The 15,262-nt window shown below is 65.3% G+C and carries 17 protein-coding genes; 7 read left to right on the forward strand and 10 right to left on the reverse strand.

Annotated elements, in window-relative coordinates; genetic code table 11:
• Nucleotides 1-2: 2 nt before the first annotated feature.
• The 5 genes from DK368_RS08525 to DK368_RS21985 are packed head-to-tail and all read right to left on the reverse strand — an operon-like array spanning nucleotide 3 to nucleotide 6,163.
• Nucleotides 3-2,015 carry a prohead protease/major capsid protein fusion protein gene (locus DK368_RS08525; protein ID WP_114393523.1) on the reverse strand — a complete coding sequence of 671 codons (2,013 nt, stop codon included), beginning with the start codon at nucleotides 2,013-2,015 and terminating at the stop codon, nucleotides 3-5.
• 6 nt (nucleotides 2,016-2,021) lie between these two features.
• The gene (locus DK368_RS08530; RefSeq protein WP_114393524.1) at nucleotides 2,022-3,509 is read right to left on the reverse strand and encodes a phage portal protein; all 1,488 of its coding nucleotides are present in this window, start codon (nucleotides 3,507-3,509) and stop codon (nucleotides 2,022-2,024) included.
• Nucleotides 3,509-3,718, reverse strand: coding sequence for a phage head-tail joining protein (locus tag DK368_RS08535; RefSeq protein ID WP_114393525.1), 210 nt, complete (start codon nucleotides 3,716-3,718; stop codon nucleotides 3,509-3,511). Before DK368_RS08535 ends, DK368_RS08530 begins: the two co-directional genes overlap by 1 nt.
• Nucleotides 3,715-5,640, reverse strand: coding sequence for a phage terminase large subunit family protein (locus DK368_RS08540; protein ID WP_193552276.1), 1,926 nt, complete (start codon nucleotides 5,638-5,640; stop codon nucleotides 3,715-3,717). The genes DK368_RS08535 and DK368_RS08540 overlap by 4 nt, the downstream gene beginning before the upstream one ends.
• A complete protein-coding gene (locus DK368_RS21985) occupies nucleotides 5,573-6,163 on the reverse strand; it encodes a terminase small subunit, Nu1 (RefSeq protein WP_193552271.1) in 591 nt (196 codons plus the stop codon). Before DK368_RS21985 ends, DK368_RS08540 begins: the two co-directional genes overlap by 68 nt.
• Nucleotides 6,164-6,396: 233 nt before the next feature.
• Between DK368_RS21985 and DK368_RS08550 the strand changes: the two genes are divergently transcribed.
• The gene (locus DK368_RS08550; protein ID WP_114393527.1) at nucleotides 6,397-6,876 is read left to right on the forward strand and encodes a DUF3489 domain-containing protein; all 480 of its coding nucleotides are present in this window, start codon (nucleotides 6,397-6,399) and stop codon (nucleotides 6,874-6,876) included.
• A 12-nt stretch (nucleotides 6,877-6,888) separates the two neighbouring features.
• Complete coding sequence (locus DK368_RS08555) at nucleotides 6,889-7,071, forward strand: hypothetical protein (protein WP_114393528.1); 183 nt, start codon at nucleotides 6,889-6,891, stop codon at nucleotides 7,069-7,071.
• A 1-nt stretch (nucleotide 7,072) separates the two neighbouring features.
• On the opposite strand, the gene DK368_RS08560 is transcribed toward DK368_RS08555, so the two are convergent.
• From DK368_RS08560 to DK368_RS08580, 5 genes are all read right to left on the reverse strand, one after another.
• The gene (locus DK368_RS08560) at nucleotides 7,073-8,329 is read right to left on the reverse strand and encodes a site-specific DNA-methyltransferase (RefSeq protein ID WP_114393529.1); all 1,257 of its coding nucleotides are present in this window, start codon (nucleotides 8,327-8,329) and stop codon (nucleotides 7,073-7,075) included.
• Nucleotides 8,330-8,333: 4 nt separating this feature from the next.
• Nucleotides 8,334-9,719 (reverse strand): DNA modification methylase, encoded by a 1,386-nt coding sequence (locus DK368_RS08565; RefSeq protein WP_114393530.1) that lies wholly within the window; start codon nucleotides 9,717-9,719, stop codon nucleotides 8,334-8,336.
• A 390-nt stretch (nucleotides 9,720-10,109) separates the two neighbouring features.
• Complete coding sequence (locus tag DK368_RS08570) at nucleotides 10,110-10,562, reverse strand: DUF6362 family protein (protein WP_114393531.1); 453 nt, start codon at nucleotides 10,560-10,562, stop codon at nucleotides 10,110-10,112.
• The gene (locus DK368_RS08575; RefSeq protein WP_114393532.1) at nucleotides 10,555-10,752 is read right to left on the reverse strand and encodes a hypothetical protein; all 198 of its coding nucleotides are present in this window, start codon (nucleotides 10,750-10,752) and stop codon (nucleotides 10,555-10,557) included. Before DK368_RS08575 ends, DK368_RS08570 begins: the two co-directional genes overlap by 8 nt.
• Nucleotides 10,749-11,288: a crossover junction endodeoxyribonuclease RuvC gene (locus DK368_RS08580; protein WP_205028111.1), complete on the reverse strand. Its 540-nt coding sequence runs from the start codon at nucleotides 11,286-11,288 to the stop codon at nucleotides 10,749-10,751. The genes DK368_RS08575 and DK368_RS08580 overlap by 4 nt, the downstream gene beginning before the upstream one ends.
• Nucleotides 11,289-12,172: 884 nt before the next feature.
• Between DK368_RS08580 and DK368_RS08585 the strand changes: the two genes are divergently transcribed.
• From DK368_RS08585 to DK368_RS21330, 5 genes are read left to right on the forward strand one after another with little or no spacing between them, the layout of a single operon-like run.
• Nucleotides 12,173-13,114, forward strand: a complete 942-nt coding sequence (locus tag DK368_RS08585; protein WP_114393534.1) for a helix-turn-helix transcriptional regulator — start codon at nucleotides 12,173-12,175, stop codon at nucleotides 13,112-13,114.
• 21 nt (nucleotides 13,115-13,135) lie between these two features.
• Nucleotides 13,136-13,411: a hypothetical protein gene (locus DK368_RS08590; RefSeq protein ID WP_162305939.1), complete on the forward strand. Its 276-nt coding sequence runs from the start codon at nucleotides 13,136-13,138 to the stop codon at nucleotides 13,409-13,411.
• Complete coding sequence (locus tag DK368_RS08595; RefSeq protein WP_114393536.1) at nucleotides 13,408-14,481, forward strand: hypothetical protein; 1,074 nt, start codon at nucleotides 13,408-13,410, stop codon at nucleotides 14,479-14,481. Before DK368_RS08590 ends, DK368_RS08595 begins: the two co-directional genes overlap by 4 nt.
• The gene (locus DK368_RS08600) at nucleotides 14,482-14,994 is read left to right on the forward strand and encodes a hypothetical protein (RefSeq protein ID WP_114393537.1); all 513 of its coding nucleotides are present in this window, start codon (nucleotides 14,482-14,484) and stop codon (nucleotides 14,992-14,994) included.
• A gap of 1 nt (nucleotide 14,995) precedes the next feature.
• Nucleotides 14,996-15,241, forward strand: a complete 246-nt coding sequence (locus DK368_RS21330; RefSeq protein WP_155524520.1) for a hypothetical protein — start codon at nucleotides 14,996-14,998, stop codon at nucleotides 15,239-15,241.
• Nucleotides 15,242-15,262: the final 21 nt, after the last annotated feature.

Raw genomic sequence — 15,262 nt, forward strand, 5'->3', positions numbered from 1 at the left:
GCTCAGGCCCCGGCATTCTTGTAGAGGCCGCGCCAGTCGATGGCCTTGGCCCCGAAATCCAGCCGGCACTTGATCTCCACGCCGTCCACATCGAAGCCGTTGCGGGTTTCGATGTAGGCGCCCTGCTGCCCCTCCAGGTAGGCGTATTCCAGCGTGTCGATCTGGGCTGGGTTGGCCGCCAGATACCAGGCGGTGGCGCTGGCGGCGTCCAGCCGGGGCTCGGCGATGGGTGTCAGGGTGCGGATGGAGGCGGGCACGATGTCGCTGGTTTTGGCCGGCGTCAGGTTCTGCGCCACCAGTTGCTCGGCTGTCAGTTCCAGCGCCGCCGGCACGATCAGGAAGGACGGCCGGATGTTCAGCACGGTCTTCTTGTCCAGCCCGGTCTGCTTGGCCATCGCCGCGCGGGCATCGCCGATGGCGGTGACGGTCGGGGGAGCCGCCGTGCCGGCGAGGTTCTTGTGGTCGGCATGGAACAGCGCTTTGCCGTCGGCCATGGCGGCGTTGGCGGTGAGGATGCCCCAGACCACGTCACTTTCCAGGGTGGCGATGGCGGTGCCGTACATGGCCGGAACGCGGGTGAAGGCGTCGAGATCGTCGTTGATCAGCACCTGCCGCGTGATCGCCACCACCCGGCCGTAGGTCTCGATGCGGTAGCTCTCCTTGCTCTCGCCGATGGTGCCGCGCTGGAACTCGCCCCCCTCATTGACCTTCAGCAATTGCGGCGCCTCACCGATCTGGACCCGGTGCATGGCCTTGAAGTCGGTGGCCAGCACCTGCCGGCAGAAGGGCGTGAAGGTGCGCGGATAGACCTCGTAGGCCTGGCGCAGGGTCTTGGCGGTGACGGCGGACAGCACCTCGGGGAAGTCGGAGGTGGAATGCAGCGCGCGGGTGGCGATCTCGTCGCGCGATAGGCCTCGCACCGCCACCCCGGCCTGGGTCAGGAACTCGCGGGCCAGTTCCAGCAGACTGAGGCCGCGATACTCGCGGGCATGTTCGGAGAGCGGGAACAGGGTCGGGCTGTAGCGGTGCAGCAGGGCGGCGCTGACCGCCTCGCGCCGCAACAGCCGTTCGTCCGTGCCGCCCAGCGGGACGGTCACCTGCGGGAAAATGCGGGTGCGGTCCGACGCCTCCGCCACCTTGTCCAGGATCAGCCGGCGCGCCTCGTCCAGGCCGGTGCCGCGCTGGACCAGATCGTCAGCAAAGCCGCGTTCCAGCCCCAACCGCCCGGCAAGCGCGTGGATGGTGCCGACCCGCTCGCGTTCTGCCGCCTGCGCCCGGGCGACCAGGGCGTCGGTATCGGGCGGCGGCGGCGTGGCGCTGGCGCGCATTCCTTCGGATGCCGGGGGCGTCGCCACGTCCGGGGCGGCGGGTTGGGTCTGGGTTTCGTCCATGGGGGTCCTCGTGGCGGGTGACAGTGCGCCGGGACGGACCACGACGCAGGGGGAGAGCGGCTCGGCGCTGCGAAAGCCTGCGGCGGGATCGGCGCCCACCGGCACGGCGGAAATCTCGAACGGCGTCCAGTCCACCGCGCGCCAAAGTTCCGGCCCTGCCGCCGGGCGGGAGACCTCGAAACGGTGGACCTGATAGCCGATGGAGACGGCGCGCAGATGGCCGGCGCGGATATCGGCCAGGATCGGCTCCACGTCGGCCCGGTCGCTGAAGCACACGCGGGCGATGCCGCGACCATTCTCGATGCGGGCGCTACCCGGCACCACCGAGCCGATCACCGCGTCCAGGGTTCCCATGTCATGGACTTTCAGCAGCGGTGCCCCGCCGTTCAGCCGTTCCAGCCGGACATGGGCGGGGTCGAGACTCAGTTCCTCGTCGAAGGGCTCCCCGAACAGCGGCTGGCGGCGCACCCGCGCGCCGGTGGACCAGACCAGTTCCACCGAGCGGTCGGCCTCGTCGAAGCTGGCCAGCACAAGGTCAGCCGCCCGCACGCTATGCGTGCTACCAAAATGGTTGGCGGCCACGGCCGCCGGGCGCAACGCCGGCAGGTCAAGGGTGCCGTGCATGATGGGTCAGTCCTGGTTGGAAACAGCCTCACCGGCCTGCATCGCGCCGGTCTTGGTCACCCGGCGCGGGTCGCTGTCCAGCACAAGGCCGAGCGCGTCCAGGCGGGCGTTCATGGCGGCGATCTCGGTCAGCACCGCCTCGGGGTTATGGCCCTGGCGGGCGATGGCCTGGGCCAGCGTCATGGTGCCGGAGCGCATGGCCAGCAGGTCGGCCATGGCGTCCTTCAGCGGGTCCACCGCCTCAAAGCGCGGCGGCGACCATTCAACCGGGACATCCGGGCGCGGCAACCGGCCTGCCGCCCAGGCCTGGGTGGTGAACCAATCCCAGACCGGCTGGCACAGCATGGGGATCACCAGTTGCCATTGCGCCGCCTCGATCAGGCGGCGGAATTCCACCAGCCCGGCGCGGATGCTGGAATAGTTCACCTGGGACAGGTCGCCGGTCAGCAACTCGTAGGGCATACGAAAGCCGGCGGCGATGATGTGCAACTGCGCCCGCAGCCATTCCGCCACGCCGGCCGTGGTGGCGGGCTGGTTGAAGCGGATATCCTTACCGCCGCGGGCATAGGCGATCAGGCCGGGCTCGAACTGCTCGACCCGATGGCCATCGGCATCGACCACCGAGGGGGCAATGCCCTGTTCCCCTTCGTCGGCCCCCAGCACGATGCCGACCACGCAGGCCTCGGTCTTCTTGCGCACCAGTTCGGCTTGGGTCCAGTCGTCCAGATCGCGCAGCGCCCGCATCACCGGGGTGCCCCAGGGCACGCCGCGCACCTGCGCGCGCTGCTTCTCGTAGATGTGCGCCACCTCGGCGGCGGGCACGGCGGCGCTGTCCAGCCGGCGGCGCAGGCTGACCACGGCGTCGCCCGGATGCTGGGCGTAGAGCCAATAGGCCCGGCGCCTTCCCAGCGGGTCGAACTCAATGCCCTGGACGATCCGGCCGCCATCGGCAAGATCGCCATTGCGCCCGGCATCCAGCAGGTCGGCCTCGACCAGTTGGATCTGGAGCGGTACCGGCAACCCGTCAGCCGCGCGCCGGGGCCGGCGGCGCAGCAACACCTCGCCCGCCTCGACCATCTGGCGGCAGGCCAGGGTTTGCAGCCCGTAGACATCCAGCTGCCCGTCGGCATCGCACCGTGCCGACCACTCCTGCCACAGGGCGTCAGTCACCTTGTCCAGCCGATCGTCGCCCGAGGCGGCGCGCGGCATTATGCCGGAACCGACAATATTGTTGACCAGCACCGACACCGCCTTGGCGGCGTGCGGGTTGTTGCGCACCAGATCGCGCATCCGGTCACGCAGCAGCGCCCCGGCCACGGCGATCTCGGCATCGGCCGAACTGCCTGGTGCCCGCCACCCGTCGGTGCGGCGTCCCTTGGCAGCACCGTCATAGCCGCGGGTCAGCCGGTCGAGGCTTTGGCGGGCCAGCACACGGCGCAGGGCCGCCTGCGGCGCCACCAGCCCCAGGGCGCGGTCGAGCCAGAGCCCGGCCATCAGCGCTCCCCGCGGCGGAAGCCGGTGAAGCCCGCCACCGGCAGTTTGCTTGATGTGTTGCCAGCCAATTCCCGTTCGATGGTGCGGATGCGCGACAGCAGGTCGGCGGCGGAGCCGTAATCGACGCTGCGGCCGTCATAGCTGACGCGCAGCGTGCCGGCGGCATAGGCGCGGCGCAGCGCGTCCAGTTCTCCCTGGGTCCAGTTCATCCCAACCATCCCTGATTGCGTCCACCCAGCCAGCCGCACCGGCGTTTCTCCCCCGCTGCGGTGGGGCGTTGAAGGTGACCGGCGGTCGGCCCCCCGGCGTCCGGCACCAGCGGGGCCGGGGTTGTACCGGCGTTGGGCGCCGGTCCGACCTGATCCTCCAGATCCCGCCACTTCGTCTCGGCCCAGCGGTCGATGCCGGCGATCCAGGCGGCGGCGCGGGCATAGACCCGGCAGTCCAGCGCCTCATTGCGTTCGCGCAGCTTCTGCCAGTCCAGCTTGGTGAAGCCGCGCTTGGTCTTCACCGTGACCAGCTGCTCGGCCACCAGCTGCTTGACCCATTCGGCCTCCACCCCCTGCGGCAGGTGCAGGCTGCCGGGGGGCACGGTGATGCCGGCGGCGAAATCCTCGTCCGTCGGCCGGGCCAGCCGCAGGAAACGGTAGGTCTCACTCTTGAAGGTGGCCACCGCCACCGTCCACAGCCGCGCCCCGCGCCGCACCTTGCGGCCATTCTCTGTGGCGTCGACATAGGACGGGCCGACCACCGGTGCCGCGCGGTTGAAGCCCTCCACGCCCTTGACCGGCGCCACCTGCGCGAAGCCGACCGAGCGTGCCCAGGCATAGACCGCCGGGGCCTCATAGCCGGTGTCGATGGCCAGCCGCGCCAGCCCCAGCCGGCTGCCATGGGCGTGCTGCCATGTCCGGCCCAGCAGCAGCGTCAACGCCGCCCAGGCTTCCGCCCGCTCGGGCCCACCTTCAATGACGATGTGGTCCACCAGCCAGCTGGTCAGTCCGCGGCCCCAGGCCCAGACCGACACCTCAATGCGGTCCTTCTGCACATCGGCCCCGGCGGTCAGGAACAGGCCACCGGTGGGCACAGTGCCGAAGCGGTAGCCGCCGCGCCGTTCATAGAGAAGCTGCCAGTCCGGGGCTTCACCGCTTTCCTGCCAGGTCTCCCCCAGCGAGGTGTTGACGAAGGTCTTCATCGCCTCATCGCCGGCGGCCTTGGCCGACAGGAAAGTCCGCACCATGTCGGCCAGCCGAACCCAGGTGGAATAGATCTCATTCAGGTGAAAGCCGGCAATGCCGGCGAACGGCGTCTCTGCCCGCCACTCGCCTTTCGCAATCGCCTGCCAGCGCCGGGCATCGCCCCAGACGGAAGCGCAGTGGATGCAGACATAGCGGGCGCTATCCGGCCGGGGTTCCGGGTCGCTGTCCCAGCGCACTTGCCCCCAGGTCAGCACCTGATGCTGGCCGCAATCCGGGCACGGCACCCAGAAGCGGCGACGGTCGCTTTCCTCGAACGCCGTTTCGATCCGGCTCGCCCCCTTCAGGGTAGGGGTGGAGACCAGCACAATTTTGCGGTTCCAGAACGTCACCGTGCGCTTGCGCGCCAGCTTGACCGGGTCGCCCTCCGCCCCGGCGCTGACCGGATAGCGGTCCACCTCATCGCAGAGCAGGATGCGGATCGGCCGGCTGGCCAGCCCGGACGGCGCATTGGCGCCGACGATGGTCAGGTGGCCGCCGGCAAACCGCTTGTGCAGGATCTTGTTGGAACCGTCGCGCGACTTCGGATCCGCAATCCGTCCGGTCAGGCACGGCGTGTCGCGGGCCATCGGCGCGAAACGGTCCTTCGACCAGGTCTCGGCATCACGCTCGGTGGGCATCACCACCATAATCGGTGCTGGATCCTGGTCGATGTGATAGCCGACCGTATTGTTCAGCACCTCCGTTTTGCCGACCTGGGCCGACGACATCACCACCACGGTTTCGATATCCGGGTCGGAGACGGCATCCATGATGCCACGCTGGTATTCGGCCCGGGCGGTGGACCAGCGGCCCGGTTCGGCGCTGGCCTCAGAACTCAGCCGGCGGTTGGCGTCCGCCCATTGGCTCACCGTCAGGTCCGGCGGCGGCGTCAGCATCTGCAACGCCGTCGTCACCAGCTTCGCCAGCCCCGGATGCCCGATCAGGCGCAGCGGCGACGACAACCGGCGTCGCCGCGAGTTCGGCGAGCGCGTCGACGATCGCCGACCGCAGGAGGACGCGGACGGCGGCGGGGTTTGCGGCATCATGGACCAGGGGGGCCAGCTTATCCGGCAGGGCGATCAGGCGGGCGCGCAGCCGGGCTGTCACCGCCGCCCAGGCCAGTGCCGTCTCTGCCACTGGCACCAGATCGCCGCGCCGTTGCTGTGCGTCCAGTTCGGCAAGGTCGGCCTTGGCCTTGACCAGCCGGGTGCGTTCGGTGGGCAGGTCGGCGACGCCGCCCTGCGCCTTCTGTGCCAGATCGCGCAGGTAGCGCACATAGCCGCGCACGGCGCCCACCAGATCGTAAGAACCCCGCTCGGCCTTGGGGATCACCCCCTCGCGGCTGAGCTGCTGGACCCGGCGTTCCGATAGGTCCAGCAGCTTGGCGATCACCGCCAGCGGCTGCCCGTTGCCGGCCATGGGCCTCGTCCTTCATTGGATAGAAAGGCAATCAAATCATTGGTCTAGGCGCTTGGCTGCGGGGTCGGACAGCGCGATGACGGACGTCACCACGATGGAGGACGCGATGCCCAAGCCCCGCGACTGAAGGCAAGCCCGCCACCCCCAGCCCCGACCGGGTTCGCCCGGCGGGGCTCCGGCTGGTGGAAGCGCCCGGATCGGCCGGGCGAGCCCGCCACCCGACGGAGATCACCATGACGGCCCTGTCCGACCTGACCATTGCCGAACTCGCCGCAGCCTATGGCGTCATTGCCGGCATCCCGATGTTGCCTCGCAGCTTCAACACCAAGACCAAGGCAATCAACCGCCTCGACTCTCTGCTCTCCCAGCGCGGCCTGACCATTGCTGATGCTCTACAGGCCGCCGGCCGCGGACCGGTGGAGGCTCCAACGCGGACAGCAGACCTTGAAGCCGCCGTCACCGCCATCGAACAGACCCTGGCCGCCGAACCACCCCGAGCGGTTAAATGCCGCGCCGACAGCAAACAGGCCCAGGTGATCGCGATGCTCCGCCAGCCGCAAGGGGCCACCATCGCGGAGATCGCGGCTGCCACTGGCTGGCAGGATCATACGGTGCGGGGGGTCCTTGCCGGGGCGCTGAAGAAGAAGCTCGGCCTCACCGTCACGTCAGAGAAGGTCGAAGGGCGCGGGCGGACCTATCGGATCGCCACTTGAAGGAGACATCTCATGACGACCAGCGTTGATGTTCTCCGCGACGCCCTTGAACAGTTGCTCGCCGATGTCGAGGCGATCGCCGGCACGCCGAACGCCTATGGAATGCCGCTCGAGGATCCGGACCATCCCTTCCACAGCAGTGCCATGGCCGCGCGGACGGCCCTGTCTATGACGGCAACGCCCAAATCTGAGTGAGTCATCTCCCGGAGCCGCCGCCCCGTCCGGCGGCGATCTGGTCGAAACTGCCTTGACCGCCGTCCAGCACCGCCGCCTGTCCGGTTTGATTCTGCCAGCGGCCGACGATCACGTCGCAATAGGCCGGATCCAGTTCCAGGGCGTAGCAGACCCGCCCCACCGTCTCGGCGGCGACCAGGGTGGTGCCGGAACCGCAGAACGGTTCATAGACGACATCGCCCTGCGCGCTGTTGTTGACGATGGGGCGGCGCATGACCTCCACCGGCTTCTGGGTGCCGTGGGGCGTGGCGGCATCCTCGCCGCCGGCCGGGGCGATCGACCACAGGGTCGACTGGTCGCGTGCGCCCTGCCAGTGGCTCTTTGCGCCCTTGCGCACGCCGTACCAGCACGGCTCGTGCTGCCAGTGGTAATCTCCGCGCCCCAGGGCGAAGCGGCTCTTCGACCAGACGATCTGGGCCCGGATGTCGAAACCACAGGCCGTCAGGCTTTCGGCCACGGTGGTGGCGTGGATGGCGGCGTGCCAGACATAGGCAACATCGCCGGGAAACAGTGCCCAGGCCTCGCGCCAGTCGGCGCGGTCGTCGTTTGCGACCTTGCCGGTGCGCTTCGTCTTCGCCACGCCCGCCTGGTTGCGCCAGGACGGATCATATTCCACGCCATAGGGCGGATCGGTCACCATCAGGTGCGGGCGCGCACCGGCCAGCAGCCGCTCGACATCGCCGGCCAGGGTGGCGTCGCCGCACAACAGGCGGTGCGGGCCGAGAAGCCAGAGATCCCCCGGTCGGGTCACGGGCTCGGCAGGTGGTTCCGGCGTGGCGTCCTCGTCCACCAGCCCCGGTGCCGGATCGTCCAGGTTCAGCAGCCGGTTCAGTTCCCCGGCATCAAAGCCGAGCCCGTCCAGCGCGGTGCCTTCCTCGACCAGCCGCGCCAGTTCGGCCGACAGCAGCGCATCATCCCAGCCACCGTTCAGGGCGATCCGGTTATCGGCCAGGCGGAAGGCACGGGCCTGTGTCTCGGTCAGGTGGCCAAGCCGGATCACCGGCACTTCCGCCAGCCCCAGTCGCCGCGCCGCCAGCAGCCGTCCGTGACCGGCGATCAGCACGCCGCGATCATCAACCAGCACCGGGTTGTTGAAGCCGAACTCGCGGATGGAGCCCGCGATCTCCGCCACCTGCGCCTCGGAATGGGTGCGCGCGTTGGCGGTATAGGGCAGCAGCCGGTCCAGCGGCCAGCGTTCGACCTGGATGTCGTTCAGCATGGGATCAGGCGGCGATGGCCAGGGTCACGCCCCGCGCGGCGGCGGTTTCCGCGAAGGTGCCGCCGCCCTCCAGCCGAGCCGGGTTGGTGGGGAATTGCTCGTTCCAGCGGCGCACCGCCACATCGACATAGGCCGGCGCCAGGTCGATAGCGCACACGCGCCGGCCGGTGCGCTCGCCGGCGATCAGGGTGGTGCCGGAGCCGGAGAACGGCTCATAGACGACATCGCCCGCATCGGCAAAGGCGGTCAGGACCAGTTCGGGCAGCGCCACGGGGAACACCGCCGGGTGCTCCACCTCGATGCCGCGCGCCTTGTGCCGGCCGATGCGGATCACGCTGTCGGGGATGCGGTGGGTCTGGGTCGGCTGGCCGGCATGGGTCCAGGCCCCAACGGTGCCGTCGGCCTTGCGCATGGCGGTGGAATGGCCGTCGGCCCGCAGGTGGGTGTCGAGGCCGGCATATTTGCAGGGCACGATCTTGTTGGGCTTGCGGCCCTGCCGGTTGAAGTGGAAGACGAACTCGAAGCTCGGTGCCAGCCGACCTCCCCAGTCACCGGGCAGCCCCGGTCCCTGGTCCCAGACATACAGCCCGAAGCGGCGCCAGCCCTGGGTCCGCATCCAGTCCAGCCAGTCCGACCAGTAGGGTAGCCATTCGCCGTCGCGGTGGATCAGCCCGAGATTGACCAGCACCTGCCCGTCAGGGGCCATCGGCAGTTGAGCGAAGACGCCCTGCATCAGCGCGTCCCAACGGGCGATGCCGCCGGTGGTGTAGTCGCGCTGCTGCCCATAGGGCGGGCTGGTGAAGCACAGGGCGGCACTGTCCCCGCCCATCACCCGCGCCACCGCCGTCGGATCGGTGCTGTCGCCGCAGAGCAGGCGATGCGGCCCCAGCAGCCACAGATCGCCGGGCCGTGTCACCGGATCGGACGGCGGCTCCGGGGTGGCGTCGGGATCGGCGCCGTCGGCGGCGTCGGTATCCTCGCCCCCTGCGTCGTCCAGTGCGGCCAGGATCTGGTCGATCTCGCCAACGTCGAAGCCGGTCAGGGTCAGGTCCACCGCGTCGATGCGCAGGTCTTTCAGTTCCAACGCCAGCAGCTCGTCGTTCCAGCGCGCTTCCTGGTGGCTGCGGTTGTCCATCAACCGGTAAGCCCGCGCCTGCGCCGGCGTCAGGTCGGTGGCCACATGCACCGGGACCGTCGCCAGCCCCAGCCGTCGTGCTGCTTCCAACCTTGTATGGCCGGCGACCACCACCATGTCCCGGTCCACCACGATGGGCTGGCGCCAGCCATATTCGGCAATGGACGCCGCCACCTTGGCCACCGCCTCGGCATTGTGCCGCGGGTTGCGGGCATAGGGGATCACCCGCTCGATGGGCAGGTCGATGAGCTCCACGATCTCTCCTGAAAGCGAAATGGGCGGCACACGGGCGATGGCGGAAAACGAAACGGCCCGGCATCCGGCGTTTCGTCAATCGGCGGGGGCCGGATGCCATAAGCCCTTGGCTTTGCAGGTCCGGCCCGGTTGGCGAAACGAAATGCCCTGATTTTTCCGCGTCACTGGCGGAATGCCGAACCTCTGCCGCCAGCATAGGGTATCGGCCAGGAAGGAACCGCGAGGCCGTACCATCATTGCCCGGTGGCGGCAGGGTCAGCAATGGAATGACCCATCGCGACCACCCCGACGGCGAAGGGCGCGCCTGCGCACCTCGCCTGAGCTTGATGGGAATCTACCCTGAAACCGCCGTTTCCGTCTCAGCGAAAAGTGTCTGAACGGTTGATTGCGCTACCCTGCGCTGCCGCACGCCGCATGGACCATCGCAATCACCTGCTGGCGCGACCGTTTACCCGGCACCCGCCGCCCGTTAAGTCGCCAGGCGATGACGCACAGCGCATAGAGCCAGTGCTGGTGGGCGGTGGCGCGGGCCAGACCGACCTTCCAGCACACGGTTTTCCAGCGTTCGCCACCGGCGCGCAGCCAGACAATCCGGGCATCCACCGGGTCCAGCCCGATGGTCCAGCCAAGGCTTTCCTCCATCCGGGTGATGGCAGCGGCGGCGGGCGGTGGTGGACGCCGCTGGGGTGGTTCGCGCCCGACCAGATCGCAGAATTCCGGCACGATCTGCGGCCAGGTGTTGAAATAGCCGCCGATCCGCCCTTCAGGCAGGCGCTTCAGCACCTCGGCCGCCTCGGTCAGCCGTTCTTCGACCAGCAACGGGGTCCAGACGGGATCAGCCATGAGGCACCTCCCGGTCCGGGCGATCGCCATAAAGTTTGCGTCCCAGTTGGCGGACCAGTTCACGTTCCGGCCAGGACAGGCGGGCATCATCGGCGCTGATCACCAGGATGCCCTGGGCCTGCCAGCCGTCGCGCTTGATGGCTTCGGGCGGCGTGCGGTCGCCACCAAACCCTTTGGGCAGGAAGCTCACGACACACCTCCCGCCCGGTGCTGGAGGGCCCAGAGCAGCAGGGCGATGGCGTCGGCCTCGTTGTCGTCCGCCGGATTGAGCCCGCGCGCCCGGATGGCGGCAATCACCGCCTCCTTGCCGGCATTGCCCTTGCCGGTGGCAAAGCGCTTGATGGTGCCAACCGGCACCGCCTCATAGGCGACATTCCGGTCCTCGCACCAGGCGGTCAGCGTGGCGAGGAAGCCGCCATAGACGTGGGCGGCGTCGGTGCCGGCATGGCGGCGGACCTCCTCATAGACGATAAGGCCGATCCCGCCAGTGGTGGTGGCGATCTCCCCCAGCCAGCGCCGGAAACGCAGATAGCGCATACCGCCGCCGGACCAGCGGTCCTGACGGAAGGCTTCGGTGCCAGAGACGATGGTGCCGTCACCGGCACGCAAGGCCCAGCCCATCAATGTGCCCAGGTCGAGAGCGAGGATGGACTGAGGTGGGCGGCTGGCCCCGCTGGGGGCTGGCCTGGGGTCCGGCGCTGCCGGAACAGGATGCAGGAGAAACATGATGAAGGCTCACGCATGGGTGGGCCTTCGGCTTCGGTCAGGAGGATGGAATCACAGGCCAGCGGACGGCGCAAGAGGGTCGTTTGCTTGCTGCGCTCATCCCTCGACGGTCCCAAGCGTCCCATGTCCCAACGGGGGGTGCAAACATCCTATAGCAAAAATAATTTTAGCCATATTGTGCGTATAAATGGCAATTAACCACACCCCATGGGTGATTTTTCTCTCTCCATATTGCCTTTGCCAGAGGTTGGGACCGTTGGGACGGATGGGACAAAGCCGGGATTTCAGCGGCTTTCAGCGTGTCCCAACCTCCTGATGAGGTTGGGACGGTTGGGACATGTCGGGCGGGCTGAGTTGGAACTGGGCTCGGGGCTTGTCCCAACCTCAGCGGATATCAACGGAGTACTTGGGGGAAGGTTGGAACAGGATAATCATGGACGGACGTGAGCATTCTTACCCTCTATGGTGACAATGATCGTCGTAGCTTCGCTGAACCGAAGCACCTACACCCAGCGTGGTCCATACGCTCATTTCACAACGACGTTCAATAATAGATAGCGGCTGGACTTCAACCAAAAGGCGGGGCAGAGTGCCTCAAATTTGATTGATCGTAAGATGTTTACTCAGCCGCCAAAAAAGGTGGATGCCCGTCAGAATCTGGGGGGAGTGGGAAGTATCGTATTTCGTGTCAGCTCCCGCTGGCCACGCCACGCAATGACGGAGAAGCCCATGTGCCGGTTTGTAGGATGCATCTTAGTGACGGGATTTGCCTTCTACGGAGCAGTCCTTTTCGCCAGAAACCATGTCGTCCTCGTTGCGGGCGATGCTCGGAATCAAGGGATGGTATGAGCTTGATGCGTGAAATTGGTTGAAGATGGTCGGTCATGCCTCGAAAGCAATCTGACGCTTTGCCACGGGACAAGCTGCTGACTCTCTATCAGAGGTTGACGCTCGCTGGCGGTAAACATTTCCAAGCCGACATTGCCCGCGACCTGGGCTGCTCTCCTCAGACGGTCAGCCGCCTGATCGCGGTCATTGAGCGGCACCTGGGCAAGGACGCGGAGATCGAGAGCGGACTTGAGGAGCGCCGCCGCTTCTACAGGCTGCGTTCCAAGGCCCAGGCTCACGCCTTGGGCTTCTCCTTCGAAGAGGTTCATTTTCTCGCCGTCTGCCGCGACTTGGCCGCACCCCACCTGCCGCAAGGCGTGGCCGAACGCATCGACCGGACCCTGACGTCCCTTGCGCTGCAACTGGCCGAAAGCCAGGGGCACCGGGCCGCACGCGATCCCGTCCTTGGAATCCGCCCGAAGGGCTTCATAGACTACGCACCTCATCTGCCGACTATCGCCCGTCTCCGAATGGCGATAGAGCGGCGGCAAGTCTGCCGCGTGATCTATAAAGCCACTGGCCGCGGACAGGCGCAGCCCTATCGCTACGCGCCCGGCCGCATCCTTGCAATGAGCGGGACCCTATACGCAGAGGGGTATCGGCTTGAGGAAGGCTCGTTGCTGAAAGACAGGCCGACCACCTTCTCGCTGCACCGGATCATCGACGTGACGCCCACAGGGGAGTATTTCAGCTTCGATGCCGGGGACGAAGACGCCCGCAGCTTTGGCCTAGTCTGGCACCAGCCGAAGCGCATCCGCATCCGCATCGCCTCCGAGGCCGCCGATTACGTACGCGACCGGATCTGGAGCGACGACCAGCTCATTGAGGACCATCCCGACGGCAGCATAACCCTGTCGGTCACCACAACAAGCGAGCGGGAGCTTAACACCTGGGTAAGAGGGTTCGGGGACTTGGCGATGATCGTCGATCCCCTATAGGAATAGCTGCTGAGGGAGGACGTGATGAAGTGCAAGGTATCGCAGCGTGTTTTCGTCGCCTCCGGTCGCGATGAGGACAACATCAATGTCACATTGAACTGGTTGCTTGGATATTTTTCCAAGAAAAATAAGAATGTTCGTATGGTGTGTAGCCTTGCTGAAGCCGAGGATGCGCAGATTGATGTAGAGATCGAGGATAGCATTATCGGTAAGCTTGACGATAAGTTCGGTGAGCACGGCGATGCACTGATTTCCACATTGCTCGTGATCGCCTATGGCTTGGGAGGGGCGGAATGACGGACGTCGCTCGTGCGTGCCAATTATCGCTGTGTCAGCTTGATGACGTACAAAGTCGATTTGGCAAGCAGATAACTCCTGTAGAGCGCACGCTTGGCAGCCTGGGGAAGATCTCTCCGCCTTCAAACGACCCGCGCAACTTCATTCTCCCCGTGCTCTACGGGGCGACGGGGGCCGCGATTTCAGCCTCCGATGCCGTCAAAGAATTTTCCAAAAAGATTCACGACATAGCGTCTAGTGGGAAGGCGCCGAAAACCGCGTTCGAACACATCATAAAGCTTCTCATGGGGCACAAGGATGATGCAATCGACGCTGTCAACGGCGAATACATTAACCGTGCTGGTGAGCGTGTGTCGTTTGGGATTCATCGCCTTATGTGGGGGCATGACATCTTCTCCATCGGACCGGACAACCCGTTTGCGCTTCTGATTAAGCAGGAAGGGAGCATATTCGGCGGAATCGCTCAGGTCTTCAGGCATCTCGTTGGCGACACGTTTTCCAAGCAAGGGCTTCCTATCCCATTCCATTCTTTTTTCGACTATGTGCAAGACAACGGAAAGCTTGGGAACAGACTGTGGGATATTGCCAAATCATCCACCAATGGCGGAGATGGTGCGGAGATCGTTCAGGCTTTTGGAAATCTCTTTACCATCAAGGCTGCTGATATTGGCGCGACGGGGCTGACTTCTATGCTTTGCGCCGCCCACAATCGGGTCATGAACAGGGACGATGAGGCCGCGGCCAACCAAGTGAGGGTTATAGCGTATTCATCGCAATTCTTCGGTAAGGCCACCATCGGGGTCATGAAAACTGGTGTGCCATTTATCAGTTGGCCTACGGCGGTCATGACTATCAAGGAGATGTACTCGCTTTACCGAATCAACTACAGGGACATTGCTGAACTTGAGAAGGTGACAAAGCGGATTTATGACGAGAATGCCAGGCTGGAGGCGGAGGTGTTCGCCTCTGGCCGGGATCTGGTGAGTCACGCGAGAGCCTCCGGCTACGTCCTTGAACTCACCGAATTCGATTCCCGCATGCGTTCCCTTGAAGATTTCTTTGATAGGTAAATGACCATGGCGCTTCCGTTCATCATTCCCCTCGTACTGACCGCCGCAGGCAGCCTGGCTGTCGGCGCGTTGTCCCGGCAGCCGGAAATCAACCGGCTCAAGGAGCAGGTCCGTATTCTTCAGAAGGAAATTGAAACTCTACGCCGAGCGATGCAGGAGCAGCAACGACAGATTGAGGAACTAAAGATCCGTTATAGTACATTAAAGGCCTGGAACTTTGCGGAGAAGCAGCGCACGCGTGGGATGACTCGCGGCTCTTTGATTCTACACTATGGACTCCGGGACTATGTCGAGCTGACTGTAGCCCAAGCAAGAGGAAAGACCCTAAAGGATGATGATTTGAGATTCTTTAACGTATTCAATGCAATGATTAACGACCAACCGGTTAGCGACGAGGACAAAGCGTTTCTAAAGGATTACATTGTTGCACGACACCGCTATCAAATAGACAATCTTATTCCGATGAACGACCAGGATCAGAATTCGCTGGTCCGCTTGGTGGAGGCTGCCTGACATGCGCTTTGTCTGGTTCTTGGTTTACGTTCTGAAGTATCTACTTGTCGCAGCGATTATGGGGGCGCTCGTGGGATGGATATTCCCGTCTGTCGGCGGGTGGATATTTTTGCTTCTGCTATTGGGTGGATTTTTTGCAGCCTGGGATGATGCGGGGGAAAAATCGAGATCTCATGAACAGCAGGGTGAAGCCGAGGGTTTCGATCAAGCTCTTCGCTCCATTCAACAAGAAATGAGACAGCCATGAATAATTTTGGCGTAAATAGAA

It is taken from the genome of Oleisolibacter albus (assembly GCF_003336875.1).
Lineage (GTDB): Bacteria > Pseudomonadota > Alphaproteobacteria > Azospirillales > Azospirillaceae > Niveispirillum > Niveispirillum album.